Source organism: Dactylosporangium sp. NBC_01737 (assembly GCF_035963215.1).
Taxonomy (GTDB): Bacteria; Actinomycetota; Actinomycetes; order Mycobacteriales; family Micromonosporaceae; genus Dactylosporangium.
The window spans coordinates 5,664,925-5,680,631 of record NZ_CP109153.1 but is presented as its reverse complement, the minus strand read 5'-3'; the positions used below and the strand labels follow the sequence as shown (position 1 = coordinate 5,680,631).

Sequence of the window (15,707 nt, the reverse complement as noted above, 5' to 3'; positions counted from 1 at the left end):
AAAGTCCACTGGGTGGTCACTTCGATGACTTCCACGGGGAGCCTGCTGGCATACGACTACCGCTACAAGCGCAACCTCGCCGAGCTTCGCTACTTCTACGTGCTCAACCCGTCCTCGCCGCACGGCGCGTGGGCGCTGCGCGAGATCATCCAGCCGGCGTTCCGGGCGCTGCACGCCGAATACGGTGTGACGATCGAGCCCCTCGCCTACGGTGACGTGCCCGAGCACCTGCCCGGCGGCGTCACGTATGTCATCTACGGGCCGACGAACCCGCTGACGATGCCGGTCGAGGAGCAGGGGTATCTCGCCGCCCTCGCGGCGGCCGGCGCCAGGACCAACGTCATCTCCGCGTATCCGCTGACCGAGACGCACGAGGACCAGCCCGACTACGTCAGGGCGGGCACCTGGGTGCCGGACCTGTGCGACCTGCTCGACATCAACGCGATCTTCCCCGACCACCTCGACCTGTCGCGGGGCATCCGCACCAACACGTGGCAGGACGTCCACGTCAACGCGATCGGCGAGACGATCCGGGTCAAGTACCAGCCGACCGAGAGCGCCGACCGCGGCGACCGGGCCGTGCTGGAGCGCCTGCGGCACGAGCACTCGCAGGACGTCGCCGAACTGGCGCGCGTGCACCGCGAGCACCACCTGTGGCAGCGCAAGCCGTACACCGACGGGTCCATCATGTTCACCCACGACGGCTACTGGTTCGCCTCGCAGACCGTCACCGACAAGTCCCGGATGACCGCCGGCGACTTCGACCTGATCACCTCCTTCGACGAGGGTGCCGCCAGCCTCACCTACGCCGGGTCGCGGCTGCCGAGCTCCGACGCGCCGGAGTTCCTGATGCTCAGCAGCCTGCTGAGCATGCACGGGCGCCGGCCGAGGCTCATCGTGCACTTCCACCACCGGGAGCTGACCCGCGGCGCGCGGTACCGGGACCTGGTCACCGACGCGAGGATCGAAGGGGGACGCTTCGCCGCCGGGCGGCTCTACTTCCGGGAGCTGCGCCAGAAGCAGACCGACTGGTTCATCATCCGCGAGCACGGCATGGTGTGGACGGGCGACTCGGTGGCCGAGTTCGAGGAGTACGTCCACCGCGTCGTGACACCCGGCGCCTGACGGAGGGGGCCGGGATGCTGAGCATCGGGGTCGCGGCCCGCAACGAGGAGGCGACCGTCGCGCAGACCCTGCGCTCGATCGAGGTCGCCCTTTCGGTGCTGCCCGCGCCGGTCCCGGCGGAGATCATCGTCGCCGTCAACGGGTGCACCGACCGCACCCGCGAGGTCGTCGAGGACTACGCGGCCGTTCCTCGCGGCGGCGTCACGATCCAGGTCATCGAGTCCGCGCCGGGGCTGATCGAGGCGCAGCGGGCGATCGTCCGGCTGGCCCGCTCCGAGGAGCACCTCATCCTCGTGGACGCCGACTGCGTCCTGGACCCGGGCTGCCTGCGGGAGCTGATCCGCGTGATGGCCGAGCATCCGGAGGCGGAGGCGGCCTGGGCGAGCATGGTCCCCGCCGACCACGACGGGCGCCCCGGGTTCCTGCGCGTGGTGTACAACTTTGCCGACTACCACCCCGACGTCATCCACCGCGGCCGGCACCTGTGCGGGCGGGCCTTCGCCGTGCGCCACTACGACGTCGCGTGGCGTCCGGTGCACCGGACGCCGGACGTCGACCCGCGCACCGCCGCGTACCTCAGCCTCGAGCGGGGGCCGATGAGCGACGACTCGTACCTGTCGCGGGTCATCATCGACCGGCACGGGCCCGGCGCCATCCGCCACGCGGCGGCGGCCCGCGTGCACTTCCAGCCGATCCCGCGGCTGCGGGACTTCTCCCTCGCGCAGCACCGCAAGACGTACGAGGCGCGCCGGCTGGACCTGCTGTTCCCGGAGTACCGCGGCGTGCGGGGACGGCACTTCCGCCGCCGGATCGACCCGGCCGGCTACGCGCGGCTGCGGCCGGTGCAGCGGCTGCAGTGCCGGCTCTACGTGCTGCTGTACGCCCTGTCCGCCCGGCTCGCCGCGGTGCGCCTGGCGGCCGGTCTCGCGCTGCTGCGCCTCGGCGTGCCGCTGCGCCCCTGCGAGGTGTGGCCGGTCGTCGAGGGCACGAAGCGCGCGTTCACCTCCGTTGCGGCACCACGACCGCCGGCTCCTCCGGCGTAGCCGCGGCGACCTCGTGCCGGCGGGCCAGGAACAGCACCGGCAACGCCAGGGCCTGCAGCACGCCACTCAGGACGAACGACTGCGGATAGCCCCACACGTCGGCGACCCGGCCCAGGCCGGGCTGCATGACGACGCCACCGCTGGAGGACACGAGCGAGTCGAAGGACAGCACCGTCGCCCGCTGCCCGGACGGCAGCAGGCCGTTGAGGTACGCCTGCCGCGACGGCAGGACCGCGGCGGACACCATGCTGTAGCACGCGAGCAGCGCCATCGCGAGCGGCACGGCACCGGCCAGACCGAACCCGACCAGCAGCGCGCCGTTGAGCAGCACCCCGGCGATGATCACCGACGTGCGCCAGCGGAACAGCGACTGGAACGCCATCGCCAGCAGCCCGCCGACCGTCTGCGCCGCCGCGTTGACCGCGGCCGCGATCCCGAGCAGCCCGTAGGCGTGCGGGTCGCCGGCCAGCAGCAGCAGGTGCGGCTTCATGGTGAACGCGACGTAGTAGCCGGTCCCCGCGGCGAGCACCGCGCCGAGCATCACCCAGCGCACCGCGGGCCGTCCCCAGCCGTGCCGCACCGACTCGGTGAGGACCCGCCGCACGTCGCGCAGCGGGCCGGCCGCCCGCCGGGGCGTGAAACCCACGTCGTGCATCACCCGCCAGGCCACGACGGTGAGCATCAGCAGCAGACCGGCCCGGATGAGGAGCGGCACGCCGACGTCGGTCGCCTGCGCCACGTAGGCGCCGCCCAGCGACCCGGCGAGGGTGCCGATCCCGGTCGCGATCTGCGCCCGCGCGAACACCTGCTCCAGGCGGCCCTCGTACCGCAGGAAGTGCAGCGCGTCGACCAGCCACGCCTCGGTCGCGCCGGAGAAGAACGTGAAGCCGATGGCGAGCACGACCGACACCGCCGCCCACGCCCACACGCCCGCGTGCAGGCGCCACGCCAGCCAGTACAGCAGCGTCGTGACCGTCAGCGTGCAGCCGCCCAGCAGGTAGGACACCCGCCGCCCCCACGTGTCCGCGATCGACCCGGTCGGGATCTCGAACACCGCATACCCGAGCGTGAAGCAGGCGTTGGCCAGCAGCGCCTTGGTGTTGCTCAGCCCCGCCTCGAACAGCAGCAGCGAGTTGATGCCCCAGATGAACGTGACGGCCAGCGTGTTCAGCAACACGAGGCTGAGATAGATGTGTCGCACGCGGCGGCTCGTCACAGCCATGGCGCTCAGCGTAAGCCCTGTACCCCCATCTATTTGGAGGTTTGTCAATGCGGGCGGGCCCGACCGTTGGGCGGGTCGGGGCTTTGTCGATGCAGGGCGGCGCGATCGTTGCCGGCGGGTCGGGGCTTTGTCAGTGCAGGGCGGCGCGATCGTTGCCGGCGGGTCGGGGCTTTGTCAGTGCAGGGCGGCGCGATCGCCGCTGCGGGACGGACCGCGCGCCACGCCGGCGCGGATGGTCAGGGCGGCGGCGTAGGCGGTGCAGACGGTGAGCACGGCGGGCAGGATCTGCACCGACGCCGCGACCTGGCCGGTCCCGTCGCCGATGATGCCCGGATCGAGGCCGAGGACGCTCACCGGGTAGGTCGCGAACGCCCAGGAGGACGGGCCGAAGACCGCCAGCCCGTAGACGGTGAAGGCGAGCTCGCACGCCAGCGCGCCGCCGACGGCCACCGTGAGCGCCGCGCGGAGGCGGTGCCCCCGGCGCAGCGACGCGGCACCGGCGGCGGACAGGACCGAGGTCGCCACGCACCAGCCGCCGAGGGCGAGGACGGCCGGCCACGCCGTGCCGGGCCGGGTGAACAGCAGGGCCAGCGGCAGCAGACCGGCGGTGAGGGTCACCGGCGCGAGCACGGCGGCGGCCGGCCGCCGGGTGTGCCCGGCCAGCCAGACCGCGCCGGCGGCGACCGGCGCGACCGGCGACGCCAGCAGGACCTGGGCGAGGGCGGCGGCGACCGGCGACGGGTTGCCGCCGACGACGACGGCGACGACCAGCGAGAGGAACGCGAAGACGGCGAGGAACCCGCCGGCGAACGCGACGGGCGCGGCGACCAGGCCGGCGGTCGCGTGCAGGTGCGGGCGGAACTCGGCCGCGGTGAGCGCCCGGACCCGTTCGGCGAGCGCGCACCGGGCGACGTCGGCGAGGTCACGCACCGGGTGCCGGGAACTGGCGAGCAGGTCCGCGATCTCCTGCTCGTACCGGTCGCGCAGGCGCCGCGGGTAGAGGGCGAGGACCAGCCCCGTCAGCCGGCTCACGACAGCGCCAGCCGGCGCAGGCCGGTCGTGGCGACGGCCCGCATGCGCGCCAGCTCCACCCGCAGCGCGTCGCGGCCGCTGTCGGTGACCGCGTAGGGCTTGCGGCGCTCACGCTCCGGCAGCGGCTGGATGAAGCCCTGCTCCTCCAGGCGGCGGATCGCCCCGTACAGGGTGCCGGGGCCCGGGCGGTCGCCGGTGAGCGCCTCGATGTCGTCCTGCATCGCGTAGCCGTGCTTGGGACCGTCCGCGAGGCTGACGAGGATGAGCAGGGCCGGCTCCGAGAACCGGCCGAACGCGGTGAGTCCGGACACGCCACCTCCCGTTTTACTACGTTCCGCGTAGCATCGCAGAACGTAGCAGTGTCCGCAACCCGTTGCGGGCGGATGGCACAGTGCGGGGCGTGCACGAGATGGTCACCTGGCTGCGCGAGCTGCCCGCCGGCTGGTTCGCGGTGCTCGCCCTCGCCGAGAACGCGGCCCTGGTCGGGGTCACCGCGCTGCTCGGGCACTGGGTGCTGCGGCTGCCGGGCGCGCACCGGGTCACCGCGCCACCGGGGCCGGTCAGCCGGCTGGAGCTGGGACTGGTCGCGGTCGCCACGGTCCTCAACGCGGGGGTCACCGTGGCCGGCTGGTGGCTGTGGCGGGAGGGTGTCATCACCCTGACGCTGCCGCTCGACTGGTGGGCGCTGCTCGACTTCGCCGCGCTCATCGTGGTCATGGACGTGCTGCTGTACGTCGGCCACGCCACGGCGCACGTGCGGTGGCTGTTCCCGCTCGCGCACCGGCTGCACCACGTCTTCACCGACGCGCGGCCGATCACACTGTTCGCGCTGCACCCGGTCGAAGTGCTCGGCTTCGGCGGGGCGTGGCTGGCCGTCCTGGCGGTGCATCCGTTCTCGGCGTGGGCGCTCGGCGCGTACACGCTGGTGAACCTGCTCTTCGGCATCCTCGGCCACCTGGGCGTGGAGCCGCTGCCGCAGCGGGTGCGCGCCGCGGCGATCTTCCGCTGGGTCGCGACGCCCGCGATGCACGCCGGGCACCACGCGGCACCGCGGTACAACCTCGGCTTCTACACGACCGTGTGGGACCGGCTGTTCGGCACGCTCGATCCCGACTACGACGCACGCCGAACCGGCACCATGCCTTTTGCCGACACAACGGGCATCGGCATCCCGACAGCGTCACCGGCTGGATGATCCAGAATGGTGGCTCCACCCCCTGAGACGGAAGAAGCGCGAACGCCCATGCGAGCCACCCGAACCATCATTGCCGCCACGACCATGCTGCTGCTCGGCGCTGGGCTCGCCGGTTGCTCCTCGCAGGCGGACGACCTGGAGAAGCAGCTGACCAAGGCGGGCTACACGAACGTGTCCGCCGAGGCCGACTACGACCAGGTCTACAACAAGAAAAAGAAGAAGAACGAGAAGAAGCTCGACGACTACGAGGCCGACGCGAAGGCCGGCAACTGCGACGTGGAGATCGAGCAGGACTCCGGCGACGACGACTACGTCATCGAGACCGCCGCCGGCAAGGACGTGAACTTCACCAACCTCACCGCGTCCGCCCTGATCGCCGAGCTGGCCAAGCAGGGCGTCACCTGCTGAACCCGCGCCGCTCCTTGCGCTGCGCCGGGCCGGCCTCCGGGGTCTTGTACGTGACCAGCGGGACCGTGGTCGCCACCGGCGTGGCCAGAGCGTGCTCGACGAGGTCGCCGATCACCTGCTCGATGCGCTTGTACGCGGTCGGCGCCTCCTCGAACAGCAGCTGCCGGTCACCGCACACGACCAGCGACCCGACCGGCGTGCGGCGCAGCTCCTCGACGGTGTGCTTGGCCTTGCCGCGGCGCAGGGCGTCGGCGCGGGACATCTTGCGGCCGGCGCCGTGCGCCACCGAGTGGTTGGCGTCCGGCCCGGCGTGGGCGGCGACGAGATACGACGGGGTGCCCCGGGTGCCGGCGACGAGCACGTCCCTGCCGTCGCCGGGCGCCGCGCCCTTACGGTGCAGGTAGACCCCGTCACGGACCTCGACGAGGTTGTGGCACTGGTCGACGACCGGCTCGGTGGGCTGCGCCCCCAGGGCGTGGGCGACCCGCGCGGCGAGCAGCCGCCGGTTGAGCGAGCCCCAGCGCACGGCGTCGTCGTGCGCGGCCAGGTACGCGGCGGGATCGGCGGCCGGGCCCGCGCCGTGGACCTCGGTGTGCGCCCGCAGGATCCGCTCACCGAAGCCGCGGGAGCCGCTGTGCACGACGAGCACCAGGTCGCCGGCGGCCAGCCCGAGGCGGCCCGCGTGGGCGTCGTCGAACACGGTGCCGACCCGGGCGAGCTCGACGAAGTGGTTGCCCCGCCCGACGGTGCCGAGGCTCTCGGTGTGCCCGCCGGGGATGCCGCCGGTCAGGACCTCCCAGGCGGGGTCGTCGGCGTCGCGGTCCGGATCGAGGGGCGTGTCGAGATCGGGGAACCGGGCGGCGAGCTTCTCCGGCACGGCGCGCTTGAGGCTGATCGGGAACACGGCGATGCCGCAGCCGATGTCGGAGCCGACGAGGAACGGATACAGCACGGTCGAGGCCATCGCGGCGCCGATCGGCGCACCCTTGCCGGGGTGCAGGTCGGGCATGCCGGCGACGTGGCGCATGCCGTCGAGCGCGGCCACCTGATGGCACTGCGCGACGGCGTCGGACTCGATCCAGCTGGTGGGCCCGGCGAACACGGTGACGGTGGCCGGGACGGCCTGATGGTGGGGCACGGACGCTCGCTTCACTTCGAAGAAAAAAGGGCGCTGGGTGTCGTCCGTCAGAGCGTCATGCGGTCCACGATCGTGGAACCGGCCGCGCACCGCAATCGGTTTTCACGGCGCCTGCTGCTGCTCCAGCTGCTGCCGCTCAAGCCGCTCCAGGGAGGCCCGGATCGCCCGCAGGTTCTCCTTGATCTCCTCCTGCTCCTCGTGCCGGAACGCGTCGTTGTCCACGATGAGCTTGCTCGCGAAGTGGGCGGTGATGAGCGGGATCACGACCAGCACCATGATCGAGATCAGGAAGCCGGCGACGATCCGCCCTGGTGTCGTCGTCGGGTACGTGTCGCCGTAGCCGACCGTGGAGGCGGTGACGACCGCCCACCAGAACGAGTCGCCGAAGCTCTTGTCCTCGAAGACGCTGTAGAGCGTGCCGCCGATGAGCATGAGCACGAGGTAGGTCGCCACGGTCGCCTTCACCGAGTTGGCGATCCAGATGAATCCGCTGATCAGGGCCTTCATCGCAGTGGCTCCCGTCCGCCGTCGGTGCTGGTAGCGGGAGACTAAGCCATCCTGGTGGCCCGCGGCGAGGAACCGGCCGGTCGTCTACGGGACAGGGTCGTGGGTGCCCCGCGGGGTTGACGGGTTGCACCGGCGGATCCTGGCGGCGGTCAGGCGGGATCCGACGACGAGCCCGTAGCGGCGCACCGCGTCGAGGCCGTAGTTGCTGCACGTCGGGATCTGCCGGCACCGGGTCGGCAGGTGCGGCGACAGCCAGCGCTGATACCCACGGATGGCCACCATCCCGGCGCGCCCGGGCCCACTGGCGCTCGCCCGCGGCTGCTTCGTCGGCGCGCTGATCGCCATCGTGCCGAGCAGCGACATCCCCAGCATGAAGTTGCAGTCACAGCCGGGGACGTCGCAGCCGTCGCAGCCCGGGATGTCGCAGTCCGGCGCCCAGTCACACCCGCTCGACCGCCGTCGCTGCCGCTCGTCCTCTGTATCCACGCCCGGCATTGTCACGGCCCGCCGCAAACGTGATCAAGAGAGCTGTCGACTGTCCGTCGCTCCGGTCCGGTAAAGTGCGGACCGTAGCCACGCCGCCACTGCTCCGGAGATCAATTAGGTGCGCTGCGGTACGGTGCTTGTACAGCGGCCGGGCAGCCGAGGCCGGGGTACGCCAATCCGCCGGGGCCGACGAGACGCCATGCAACTTTGGTCGCTCAGCGACAGCGGCCCTTTCAGCCACGGGCGCCGCAGACGCGGCCGAGCAGCCGCGGGCGCTGCTGAGCAGCAACCGCGCCGCGGGCACGGTTGAGCAGCCGTGTGCGCCGCGCGGCGGCACGCTCCATGCACGCTCCGGACGGGCGTAGGGCGGGCGTAGGGCGGGCGTAGGGCGGGCGTAGGGCGGGCGTAGGGCGGCGCAGGGCGGGCGCAGGGCCGGCGTGCACCGTACTGGCGTCGCCGAGGACGGCCGGACGCCGCGATGTTCGCCGGGTTCACCATCGAGGCGCCTTGAGGGCCGTCCGGCATGGAGCACGCCGGAGCCGGCCACGCGGGGCATGATGCAGGCCGGAGCCGGCCACGCCGGCATGGTGCGCGGCGGAGCCGGCCACGCCGGCGCTGACAGGGACGTGCGCGCCGCCGTGTTCCCGGTGATGTTCGGCGACCTGCCCGGCGTCGGCGAGGGTAGCCGGCGCCGGGCAGGGCCGTCAGCCGCGGGTGCCGTGGTGGTGCGGCAGGTGCGGCAGGTGCGGCAGGTGCAGTTCGGTGGGCTCCGGCGGCAGGTCCTCGACGCCGGCGGCGACGGCCTCCTCGTGGCGGCGGTGCGCCGAAGGCAGGGCGAGCGAGGCGAGGACCGCGAGGACCGCGACGCCGGCGCACGCCCAGAAGCCGGCGGTGAAGGCGGCGTCGGTCGGCAGGCCCTGCGGCGTGCTCTTGGAGGTGATCACGGCCGCGACGACGGCGGTGCCGATGCTGCTGCCGATGGTGCGGGCGATGGTGTTGACGCTGCTGGCCTCGCCGGTCTGGCCGGCCGGGACGCTCTCGATGATGGCGTTGGACATGGCCGCGAAGGACAGGCCGATGCCGGCGCCGGTGAGCAGGCCGGATGCGAGGACCTGCCAGACGGCGCCGTGCGCGACGGCGGGCAGCGTGAACGCGGCGACGACCGCGACGGCGCCGAGGAACAGCGGCACCTTGGGGCCGAAGCGCCGGTTCAGCAGGCCGGCGATGGGGCCGAACACGACCATCATCAGGACCGTCGGCAGCAGGAACAGGCCGGACTCCGACACGGACTTGCCGAAACCGTAGCCGGTCGCCGCGGGCAGCTGCAGCAGCGTCGGGACGAGCAGGAACGTGCCGAACATGGCGAAGCCCAGGATCAGCGCGACGAGGTCGGTGGCCCACACGCCACGGATCGCCATCAGCCGCATGTCGACCAGCGGCTCCTTGACCCGGCGCTCGACGAGCACGAACACGACCAGGGCGACCACGCCGAGGGCGAGCAGGCCGACGGTCTTGCCGTCGCTCCAGCCCCACGCCTGGCCCTTGCTGATCGCCAGCAGCAGCGACACCAGCGACACGGACAGGATCGACGCGCCGAGCATGTCGAGGCGGCCCGGGGTGCGCACCGGCGACTCCGACATGCCGAACACGGCGCCGAGCAGCGCGATGACGACGAGGACGAGGGGCAGCCAGAACAGCCAGTGCCAGGACAGGTGCTCCACGATCGGGCCGGCACCGACGATGCCGACGCCGGCGCCGACGCCGAAGATCGCCGAGAGCAGGCCGACGGTGACGGCGACCTTCTCGCGGGGCAGTTCGTCTCGCACGATGCCGATGGACAGCGGCAGGATCGCGCCGGCCGCGCCCTGCATGGCGCGGGCGACGATCAGCACCGCCAGGTTGGGGGCGAGGGCGGCGAGGAGCGTGCCGGCGGCGAGGACGGCCAGGACCGCGATGAGCACACGGCGCTTGCCGACCATGTCGCCGAGGCGGCCGAGGATCGGGGTCAGGACCGAGGCCGACAGCAGGTACGCGGTGAGGATCCAGCTGATGTCGGCGGTGGAGGCGTTCAGGTCCCGGGCGATCGTCGACATCGCCGGCGCGACCAGCGACTGGAGCACAGCGAAGGCCAGGCCGCCGAGCGACAGGTACACCACCAGCAGGGTGCTGTTGACGTGCCGGCTCGTGGCGACCGGCGGTTCGATGGTTCGCGTCATGAGATCCCCGCAGGTATGTAAACGATTGCTGACTTAGCCAGTAGAAGGCCGCCCCGGGGGATAAGTCAACAATCGTTTACGTCACATCGGGGCACCGCTACCCTGGTGGCCATGACGACACAGACCGGGCCGCGGCGCAGGGATGCGGCCGGCACCCGGCGGTTGCTGCTGGAGGCGGCCAGGCGCCGCTTCGCCGCCGACGGGTACACGGCCGCCACGGTGCGCGACATCGCCACCGACGCCGGGGTCAACGTCGCCCTCATCAACCGCTACTTCACGTCGAAGGAGGGCCTGTTCGAGGCGTGCCTGGCGGGCGTCGGCGACGAGCTCGGGCGCGAGGCCAGCGAAGACGTGACGCTGGAGCGGATCCCGCACGACATCGCGGCCAGGCTGGCCGGCCCGCACGCCGCGCAGTACCGCAACCAGCTGCTGCTGCTGTTGCGCTCCTCCGGCGACGAGCGGGCCGAGCGGATCCGGGCCGACATCCTGCACACCTTCGCCGACCGGCTGGCCACCGCCGCCGGCTGGCGGCCCGGCGACACGGACGCCGAGGGGCGCATGCTGCGCGCCCAGATCACCCTTGCCTCGGCGATCGGGATCGCGCTGGTGCGCTCCTCGACGGCCATGGAGCCCCTGGCGTCGGCCGGTCAGGAGGACCTGGCCGGGCCGCTGCGCGACATGTTCACCGCACTGCTGCGGCCGTGACCCCCGTGCCGAAGAGCTTCTTCTCGAGCCGGACGGCGAAGTGCGGGTACCACCGCGGCAGCAACCGCACCAGCAGGTCCACGGCCTTCGCGTCACCGCCGACCAGGATGCGCGGCCGGCCCGCCTCGACCCCGCCGACGATGATGCGGGCCGCCCGGTCCGCGGGCATCTTCAGCAGCTTCTCGTTGTAGAGCCGGGTCCGCGCCTCGTCCCGGGCCGTCACCGCAAGACCCTGCCGCCGGGCTTGATCGAGGGCGGCGGTGGCGATGTTGGTACGCACACCGCCCGGATGCACGATGCTGACCCGCACCGGGTGCCCCGCGACGAGGAGCTCCCCGCGCAGCGCCTCGCTGAAGCCGCGCACGCCGAACTTCGCCGCGCAGTAGTCGCTGAGCGAGGGCTGGGCCATGATGCCGTTGAGGCTGGAGACGTTGACGACGTGCCCGTCGCCGGACGCGATCAGGTGCGGCAGGAACGCCTTCGTGCCGTGGATGACGCCGAACAGGTTCACCGCGAGGGTCCGCTCGTAGTCCGCCCAGTCGTTGTCCAGCACGCTGCGCCCGCCGCCCGCGACACCGGCGTTGTTGTACACCTGGTGCACCACACCGAAATGTGCGGCGACCGTGGCCGCGTACGCCTCCACGGCGGGCCGGTCACTGACGTCCAGCGGCGCCGCGTGCACGGCATCGCCGGAGACGCCGAGGCCGAGCACCTGCGAGACGGTCCCGGCGAGCCCGGCCGGATCGACGTCGCTGACGGCCAGCCGCGCCCCGCGCCGGGCCAGCTCGACGGCCAGCTGCCGGCCGATGCCGGAGCCGGCGCCGGTGACGACGGCGACCTTGCCCCGGACACTGCTCACTCCGGCACCCCCGCGCCGGCCGCGATGTGCCCGGTGGTGAGCGTGACGATGCGGTCCTGGACGCCGGGTGCGAGGTGGTGGCGCATGCCGGTGATCTCGACGTGCCGGGCGCCCGGGATCGCGGCGGCGGTGGCCCGCCCGCCGCTGGGGTGGACCATGCGGTCGGCGTCGCCGTGGATGACGAGCGTCGGCGCGGCGATCGTGCGCAGCTGCGCGGTGCGGTCCCCCGACGCCTGGATGGCGCCGATCTGGCGGGCGACGCCGGCGTGGTTCGGCCGGCCGGACCCGCGGTCCCACAGCTGCGCGACCCAGGCCCGTTCGAAGGCCTCGTCCGGCGGGAAGTCCGTCGAGCCGATGTGCCGCAGCAGCGACAGGTGCCGGGCGACGGACTCCTCCACGGTGCGTGCGGGTCGTTTCGCCATCCGTACCAGCGTCGAACGGGCCGGCTGCCCGACCCGCCGGTCGCCGGTGGTGGAGAAGATGGACGTGAGGGTGGCGACCCGGTCGGGGTGGCGGGCTGCGAGGGTCTGGGCGATCATCCCGCCCATCGACATCCCGGCCAGGTGGACCCGCCCGACGCCGAGGTGCTCCAGGAGGCCGTGCGCGTCGTCGGCCATGTCGGCGAGGTCGTACGCGCCGGGCACCGGCCGCGCGAACAGCTGCCGCAGGGTGCCGGGCGGCCTGGCCGCGACCCGGGAGGAGCGGCCGGCGTCGCGGTTGTCCAGCCGGATGACCCGCAGGCCCTGCGCGGTGAACCCGTCGAGCATCCGCTGCGGCCACGAGGTCAGGTCGAGGCCGAGCCCCGCGACGAGCAGCAGCGGGGCGCCGTCGGCGGGCCCGTCGACGCGGTAGCAGATGCGCGGCCGGCCGTCCGGCAGCTGCACGAACTGGTCGTCGGTCATGCGTCCTCACTTCGTTCCGGGCGCGTGACCCAGGACTGCGCTGCTGATGACCGGCCCGAGCCGCTTCGCTGGCCGGTCATGCCGTCACCCCCGCCGGGGCCCGCTCCAAGCGCAGCTCCGGGTCGGCGACGCGGCCGGTCCGCAGGAGCTTGACGTCGGAGTGGTAGTCCATCGAGGTGAGCCAGGGCATCCGGTCTCCTTGCCTGGGCAGCTGGTCGACGACGCGCTGGATGTAGCCGGCGGCGAAGTCGAGGAAGGGGCGGGTCGGCATCGCGGGGTCGCTGACCTCGGGGCGGCAGACGGCGGTGCCGGTGGCGTCCATGTGCGCCAGGAGCCGGCAGAAGTGCTCGCAGAGCAGGCCGACCTTCAGCGTCCACGACGAGTTGGTGTAGCCGATCGCGAAGGCGAGGTTCGGCACGCCGGACAGCATCATGCCCTTGTACGCGACGGTCTCGTTCAGGCGTACCGGGCGGCCGTCGACGCTCAGGGCCAGCCCGGCGAGGGCCTGGACGTTGAGCCCGGTGGCGGTGACGATGACGTCCGCCTCCAGCTCCCGCCCGGAGGCCAGCAGCACGCCCCGTTCGGTGAAGGTCGCGATCCGGTCGGTGACGACGTCGGCGGTACCCCGGCGGATGGCCTTGAACAGGTCCCCGTCGGGCACCGCGCACAGCCGCTGGTCCCACGGGCCGTAGGGCGGGTTGAAGTGCTCGTCGACGGGATACCCGGCCGGCAGCTGTTTCGTGTTGACCCACCGGATCAGCCGGCGCGCCGTCTTCGGGAACCGCTGGCAGAACCGCCACACGGCGCGCTGCTGGGCGATGTTCTTGCGCCGCGCCGCCCGGTAGCCGCGCTCCTCGCCCAGCCATCGCCGCAGCGCGTTGGCGACCGGGTCCCGTTTCGCCACCGGCATCACGTAGGACGGCGTGCGCTGCAGCATCGTCACGTGCGCGGCGGTACGCGCCAGGGCCGGGACGAGCGTGACCGCGGTGGCGCCGCTGCCGATGATGAGCACCCGCTTGCCGGCGTAGTCGAGGTCCCCGGGCCACTGCTGCGGGTGCACGATCGGGCCGGCGAAGCGTTCCCGGCCCTCGAACCGCGGGGTGAAGCCCTCGTCGTAGCGGTAGTAGCCGCCGGCGCAGAACAGCCAGCCGGCGCTGAGCCGGACCCGCTCACCGGTGTCGGCGCGGTCGACCTCGACGTTCCAGCGGGCCTCGTCGCTCGACCACGACGCCGACACCACCCGGTGGTGGTAGCGGATGTGCTCGTCGAGGCCGTTCTCGGTGGCCGTCTCCCGCAGGTACCGCAGGATCCGGGGCGCGTCGGCGATGGACTCCTCGTCCCGCCACGGCTTGAACTCGTAGCCGAATGTGTGCAGGTCCGAGTCCGAGCGGATGCCGGGGTAGCGGAACAGGTCCCAGGTCCCGCCGGAGGCGGCGCGGGCCTCCAGGATCGCGAAGGTCCTGTCCGGCAGCTCCGTGCGCAGGTAGCGGCCCGCGCCGATGCCGGAGATGCCGGCACCGACGATCAGGACGTCGAGGTGCTCCCCAGCTGCCGGCACGGTGCTCATGAGCACGACGATGCGCCACGACCACCGCCTTGCGCTAGCGCAATCTGCACCGAAATACTCGCCGCATGGTGCACAGTGCTGCGCAGCCGCGGTGGCCGCGGATCTCGCCCCAGGTCGCCGAGCTGTTCCGGCGCGGCGCCGAGATCGCCCTCGACCCGCGCGCGGAGTGGATCGAGGAGCTGCACGCGGCGGCCCTCGGCGGCGACCGGATGCGGCCGGTCGCCGCGGACCCGGCCCTCGCGGAGACGACGAAGCGGGCCAACCTCGCCAACCTGCTGCACTGGGCGGCGCAGAACGTCCGGTACCCGGGCCGCCGCGTCCCCGCCAACACCGGCGCGGAGGCCCTGGACGCGGCCCGGGACATGGTGCGCCGCGGCCTCGACGAGCGCGGCCTCGACGCGTACCGCACGGCGCAGAGCGTCGCTTGGCGCCGGTGGATGGAGATCTGCTTCGACCTGACCTCGGATCCGGTGCTGCTGCGCGAGCTGCTGGACGCCTCGGCGCTGTCGATCGCGACGTTCATCGACGACACCGTCGCGGCGGTGTCCCAGCGGATGGAGGCGGAGCGCGCCGAGCTGACCCGGGGCGCGTCGGCGGAGCGCCGGGCGGCGGTGACGCTGCTGCTGGAGGGTGCGCCGATCGGCCGGGCCAGGGCCGAGGCGCAGCTCGGCTACGGCCTCGCCGGGCCGCACACGGCCGCGATCGTGGGAGCGTGGCGGGTGCGGCGACCGGGGACCTGGAGGGCGCCGCGGAGGCGGTGATGCGCGCCGCCGGCGCCACGCACCGCCTGACGGTCGTCGCCGGCGCCGCCGCGCTGTGGGTGTGGTTCCCCGCCGGCACCGCGCCGGTGCTCAAGGACCTCGCCGGCCATCCTGAGGTCAGGGTCGCCATCGGCCGGCCCGGCGCCGACGTGGACGGCTTCCGCCGCAGCCACCTCGACGCGGCGGAGGCGCAGCGGATGCTGACCCGGCTCACGTCACCGCAGCAGGTCGCCCGGTACGAGGACGTGCAGCTGGTCGCGCTGCTCACCGCGGATCCGACCCAGGCCGAGGAGTTCCTCGCCGACACCCTCGGCGACCTGCTGCACGCCGACACGGCCACGCAGCTGACCGTGCTGACCTACGTGCGCGAGCAGTGCAGCACCACCCGCACCGCGGAACGGCTCTACACCCATCGCAACACGGTGCTGCGCCGCCTGGCCCGCGCCGACGAGCTGCTCCCCCGTCCCCTGGCGGAGAACGTGGTCGCCGTCGGCGCGGCCCTGGAGGTGCTGCGGTGGCGTCGAACCTGACGCGGGTTTAC

The 15,707-nt window shown here is 72.9% G+C and carries 17 protein-coding genes; 7 read left to right on the top strand and 10 right to left on the bottom strand.

Going from position 1 to position 15,707, the window contains the following annotated elements:
- The first annotated feature begins 24 nt into the window (after positions 1-24).
- Both OHA72_RS25640 and OHA72_RS25635 read left to right on the top strand, forming a co-directional pair.
- Complete coding sequence (locus OHA72_RS25640) at positions 25-1,125, top strand: hypothetical protein (protein ID WP_327010338.1); 1,101 nt, start codon at positions 25-27, stop codon at positions 1,123-1,125.
- Positions 1,126-1,139: 14 nt separating this feature from the next.
- Positions 1,140-2,168 carry a glycosyltransferase family 2 protein gene (locus OHA72_RS25635; protein WP_327010337.1) on the top strand — a complete coding sequence of 343 codons (1,029 nt, stop codon included), beginning with the start codon at positions 1,140-1,142 and terminating at the stop codon, positions 2,166-2,168.
- Here the strand turns inward: OHA72_RS25635 and OHA72_RS25630 are convergent.
- The 3 genes from OHA72_RS25630 to OHA72_RS25620 form a co-directional block, all read right to left on the bottom strand.
- A complete protein-coding gene (locus tag OHA72_RS25630; protein WP_327010336.1) occupies positions 2,125-3,390 on the bottom strand; it encodes an MFS transporter in 1,266 nt (421 codons plus the stop codon). The two genes, OHA72_RS25635 and OHA72_RS25630, sit on opposite strands and share 44 nt — an antisense overlap.
- 174 nt (positions 3,391-3,564) lie before the next feature.
- Complete coding sequence (locus OHA72_RS25625) at positions 3,565-4,422, bottom strand: hypothetical protein (RefSeq protein ID WP_327010335.1); 858 nt, start codon at positions 4,420-4,422, stop codon at positions 3,565-3,567.
- On the bottom strand, positions 4,419-4,733 hold the full coding sequence (locus OHA72_RS25620; RefSeq protein WP_327010334.1) for a PadR family transcriptional regulator: 315 nt from the start codon (positions 4,731-4,733) through the stop codon (positions 4,419-4,421). The genes OHA72_RS25625 and OHA72_RS25620 overlap by 4 nt, the downstream gene beginning before the upstream one ends.
- A 98-nt stretch (positions 4,734-4,831) precedes the next feature.
- Here OHA72_RS25620 and OHA72_RS25615 point away from each other — a divergent pair, with 98 nt between their 5' ends.
- Together OHA72_RS25615 and OHA72_RS25610 are read left to right on the top strand one after the other, a co-directional pair.
- Positions 4,832-5,617 (top strand): sterol desaturase family protein, encoded by a 786-nt coding sequence (locus OHA72_RS25615; RefSeq protein WP_327011661.1) that lies wholly within the window; start codon positions 4,832-4,834, stop codon positions 5,615-5,617.
- A gap of 48 nt (positions 5,618-5,665) precedes the next feature.
- The gene (locus OHA72_RS25610; RefSeq protein WP_327010333.1) at positions 5,666-6,025 is read left to right on the top strand and encodes a hypothetical protein; all 360 of its coding nucleotides are present in this window, start codon (positions 5,666-5,668) and stop codon (positions 6,023-6,025) included.
- Here OHA72_RS25610 and OHA72_RS25605 read toward each other — a convergent pair.
- From OHA72_RS25605 to OHA72_RS25590, 4 genes are all read right to left on the bottom strand, one after another.
- A complete protein-coding gene (locus OHA72_RS25605) occupies positions 6,015-7,163 on the bottom strand; it encodes an RNA ligase RtcB family protein (protein ID WP_327010332.1) in 1,149 nt (382 codons plus the stop codon). The genes OHA72_RS25610 and OHA72_RS25605 overlap by 11 nt on opposite strands.
- A 102-nt stretch (positions 7,164-7,265) precedes the next feature.
- Positions 7,266-7,670, bottom strand: a complete 405-nt coding sequence (locus tag OHA72_RS25600; RefSeq protein WP_327010331.1) for a potassium channel family protein — start codon at positions 7,668-7,670, stop codon at positions 7,266-7,268.
- A gap of 84 nt (positions 7,671-7,754) precedes the next feature.
- Positions 7,755-8,156, bottom strand: a complete 402-nt coding sequence (yidD, locus tag OHA72_RS25595; RefSeq protein ID WP_327010330.1) for a membrane protein insertion efficiency factor YidD — start codon at positions 8,154-8,156, stop codon at positions 7,755-7,757.
- A 704-nt stretch (positions 8,157-8,860) separates the two neighbouring features.
- Positions 8,861-10,372: an MFS transporter gene (locus tag OHA72_RS25590; protein ID WP_327010329.1), complete on the bottom strand. Its 1,512-nt coding sequence runs from the start codon at positions 10,370-10,372 to the stop codon at positions 8,861-8,863.
- A 111-nt stretch (positions 10,373-10,483) separates the two neighbouring features.
- Here OHA72_RS25590 and OHA72_RS25585 point away from each other — a divergent pair, with 111 nt between their 5' ends.
- Positions 10,484-11,077: a TetR/AcrR family transcriptional regulator gene (locus OHA72_RS25585; RefSeq protein WP_327010328.1), complete on the top strand. Its 594-nt coding sequence runs from the start codon at positions 10,484-10,486 to the stop codon at positions 11,075-11,077.
- Here OHA72_RS25585 and OHA72_RS25580 read toward each other — a convergent pair.
- The 3 genes from OHA72_RS25580 to OHA72_RS25570 form a co-directional block, all read right to left on the bottom strand.
- Positions 11,055-11,936 (bottom strand): SDR family NAD(P)-dependent oxidoreductase, encoded by an 882-nt coding sequence (locus OHA72_RS25580; protein ID WP_327010327.1) that lies wholly within the window; start codon positions 11,934-11,936, stop codon positions 11,055-11,057. The genes OHA72_RS25585 and OHA72_RS25580 overlap by 23 nt on opposite strands.
- A complete protein-coding gene (locus OHA72_RS25575) occupies positions 11,933-12,838 on the bottom strand; it encodes an alpha/beta fold hydrolase (protein WP_327010326.1) in 906 nt (301 codons plus the stop codon). The genes OHA72_RS25580 and OHA72_RS25575 overlap by 4 nt, the downstream gene beginning before the upstream one ends.
- Before the next feature lie 76 nt (positions 12,839-12,914).
- Positions 12,915-14,405, bottom strand: coding sequence for a flavin-containing monooxygenase (locus OHA72_RS25570; protein WP_327010325.1), 1,491 nt, complete (start codon positions 14,403-14,405; stop codon positions 12,915-12,917).
- A gap of 65 nt (positions 14,406-14,470) precedes the next feature.
- Between OHA72_RS25570 and OHA72_RS25565 the strand changes: the two genes are divergently transcribed.
- Both OHA72_RS25565 and OHA72_RS25560 read left to right on the top strand, forming a co-directional pair.
- Positions 14,471-15,166, top strand: a complete 696-nt coding sequence (locus OHA72_RS25565) for a hypothetical protein (RefSeq protein WP_327010324.1) — start codon at positions 14,471-14,473, stop codon at positions 15,164-15,166.
- Positions 15,118-15,696, top strand: a complete 579-nt coding sequence (locus OHA72_RS25560; protein ID WP_327010323.1) for a helix-turn-helix domain-containing protein — start codon at positions 15,118-15,120, stop codon at positions 15,694-15,696. Before OHA72_RS25565 ends, OHA72_RS25560 begins: the two co-directional genes overlap by 49 nt.
- Positions 15,697-15,707: the final 11 nt, after the last annotated feature.

Coding starts and splice junctions, on each gene's coding strand:
- OHA72_RS25640 (WP_327010338.1), top strand. CDS start 25: ATGACTTCCACGGGGAGCCTGCTGGCATACGACTACCGCTACAAGCGC.
- OHA72_RS25635 (WP_327010337.1), top strand. CDS start 1,140: ATGCTGAGCATCGGGGTCGCGGCCCGCAACGAGGAGGCGACCGTCGCG.
- OHA72_RS25630 (WP_327010336.1), bottom strand. CDS start 3,390: ATGGCTGTGACGAGCCGCCGCGTGCGACACATCTATCTCAGCCTCGTG.
- OHA72_RS25615 (WP_327011661.1), top strand. CDS start 4,832: ATGGTCACCTGGCTGCGCGAGCTGCCCGCCGGCTGGTTCGCGGTGCTC.
- OHA72_RS25610 (WP_327010333.1), top strand. CDS start 5,666: ATGCGAGCCACCCGAACCATCATTGCCGCCACGACCATGCTGCTGCTC.
- OHA72_RS25600 (WP_327010331.1), bottom strand. CDS start 7,670: ATGAAGGCCCTGATCAGCGGATTCATCTGGATCGCCAACTCGGTGAAG.
- OHA72_RS25590 (WP_327010329.1), bottom strand. CDS start 10,372: ATGACGCGAACCATCGAACCGCCGGTCGCCACGAGCCGGCACGTCAAC.
- OHA72_RS25585 (WP_327010328.1), top strand. CDS start 10,484: ATGACGACACAGACCGGGCCGCGGCGCAGGGATGCGGCCGGCACCCGG.
- OHA72_RS25575 (WP_327010326.1), bottom strand. CDS start 12,838: ATGACCGACGACCAGTTCGTGCAGCTGCCGGACGGCCGGCCGCGCATC.
- OHA72_RS25570 (WP_327010325.1), bottom strand. CDS start 14,405: ATGAGCACCGTGCCGGCAGCTGGGGAGCACCTCGACGTCCTGATCGTC.
- OHA72_RS25565 (WP_327010324.1), top strand. CDS start 14,471: ATGGTGCACAGTGCTGCGCAGCCGCGGTGGCCGCGGATCTCGCCCCAG.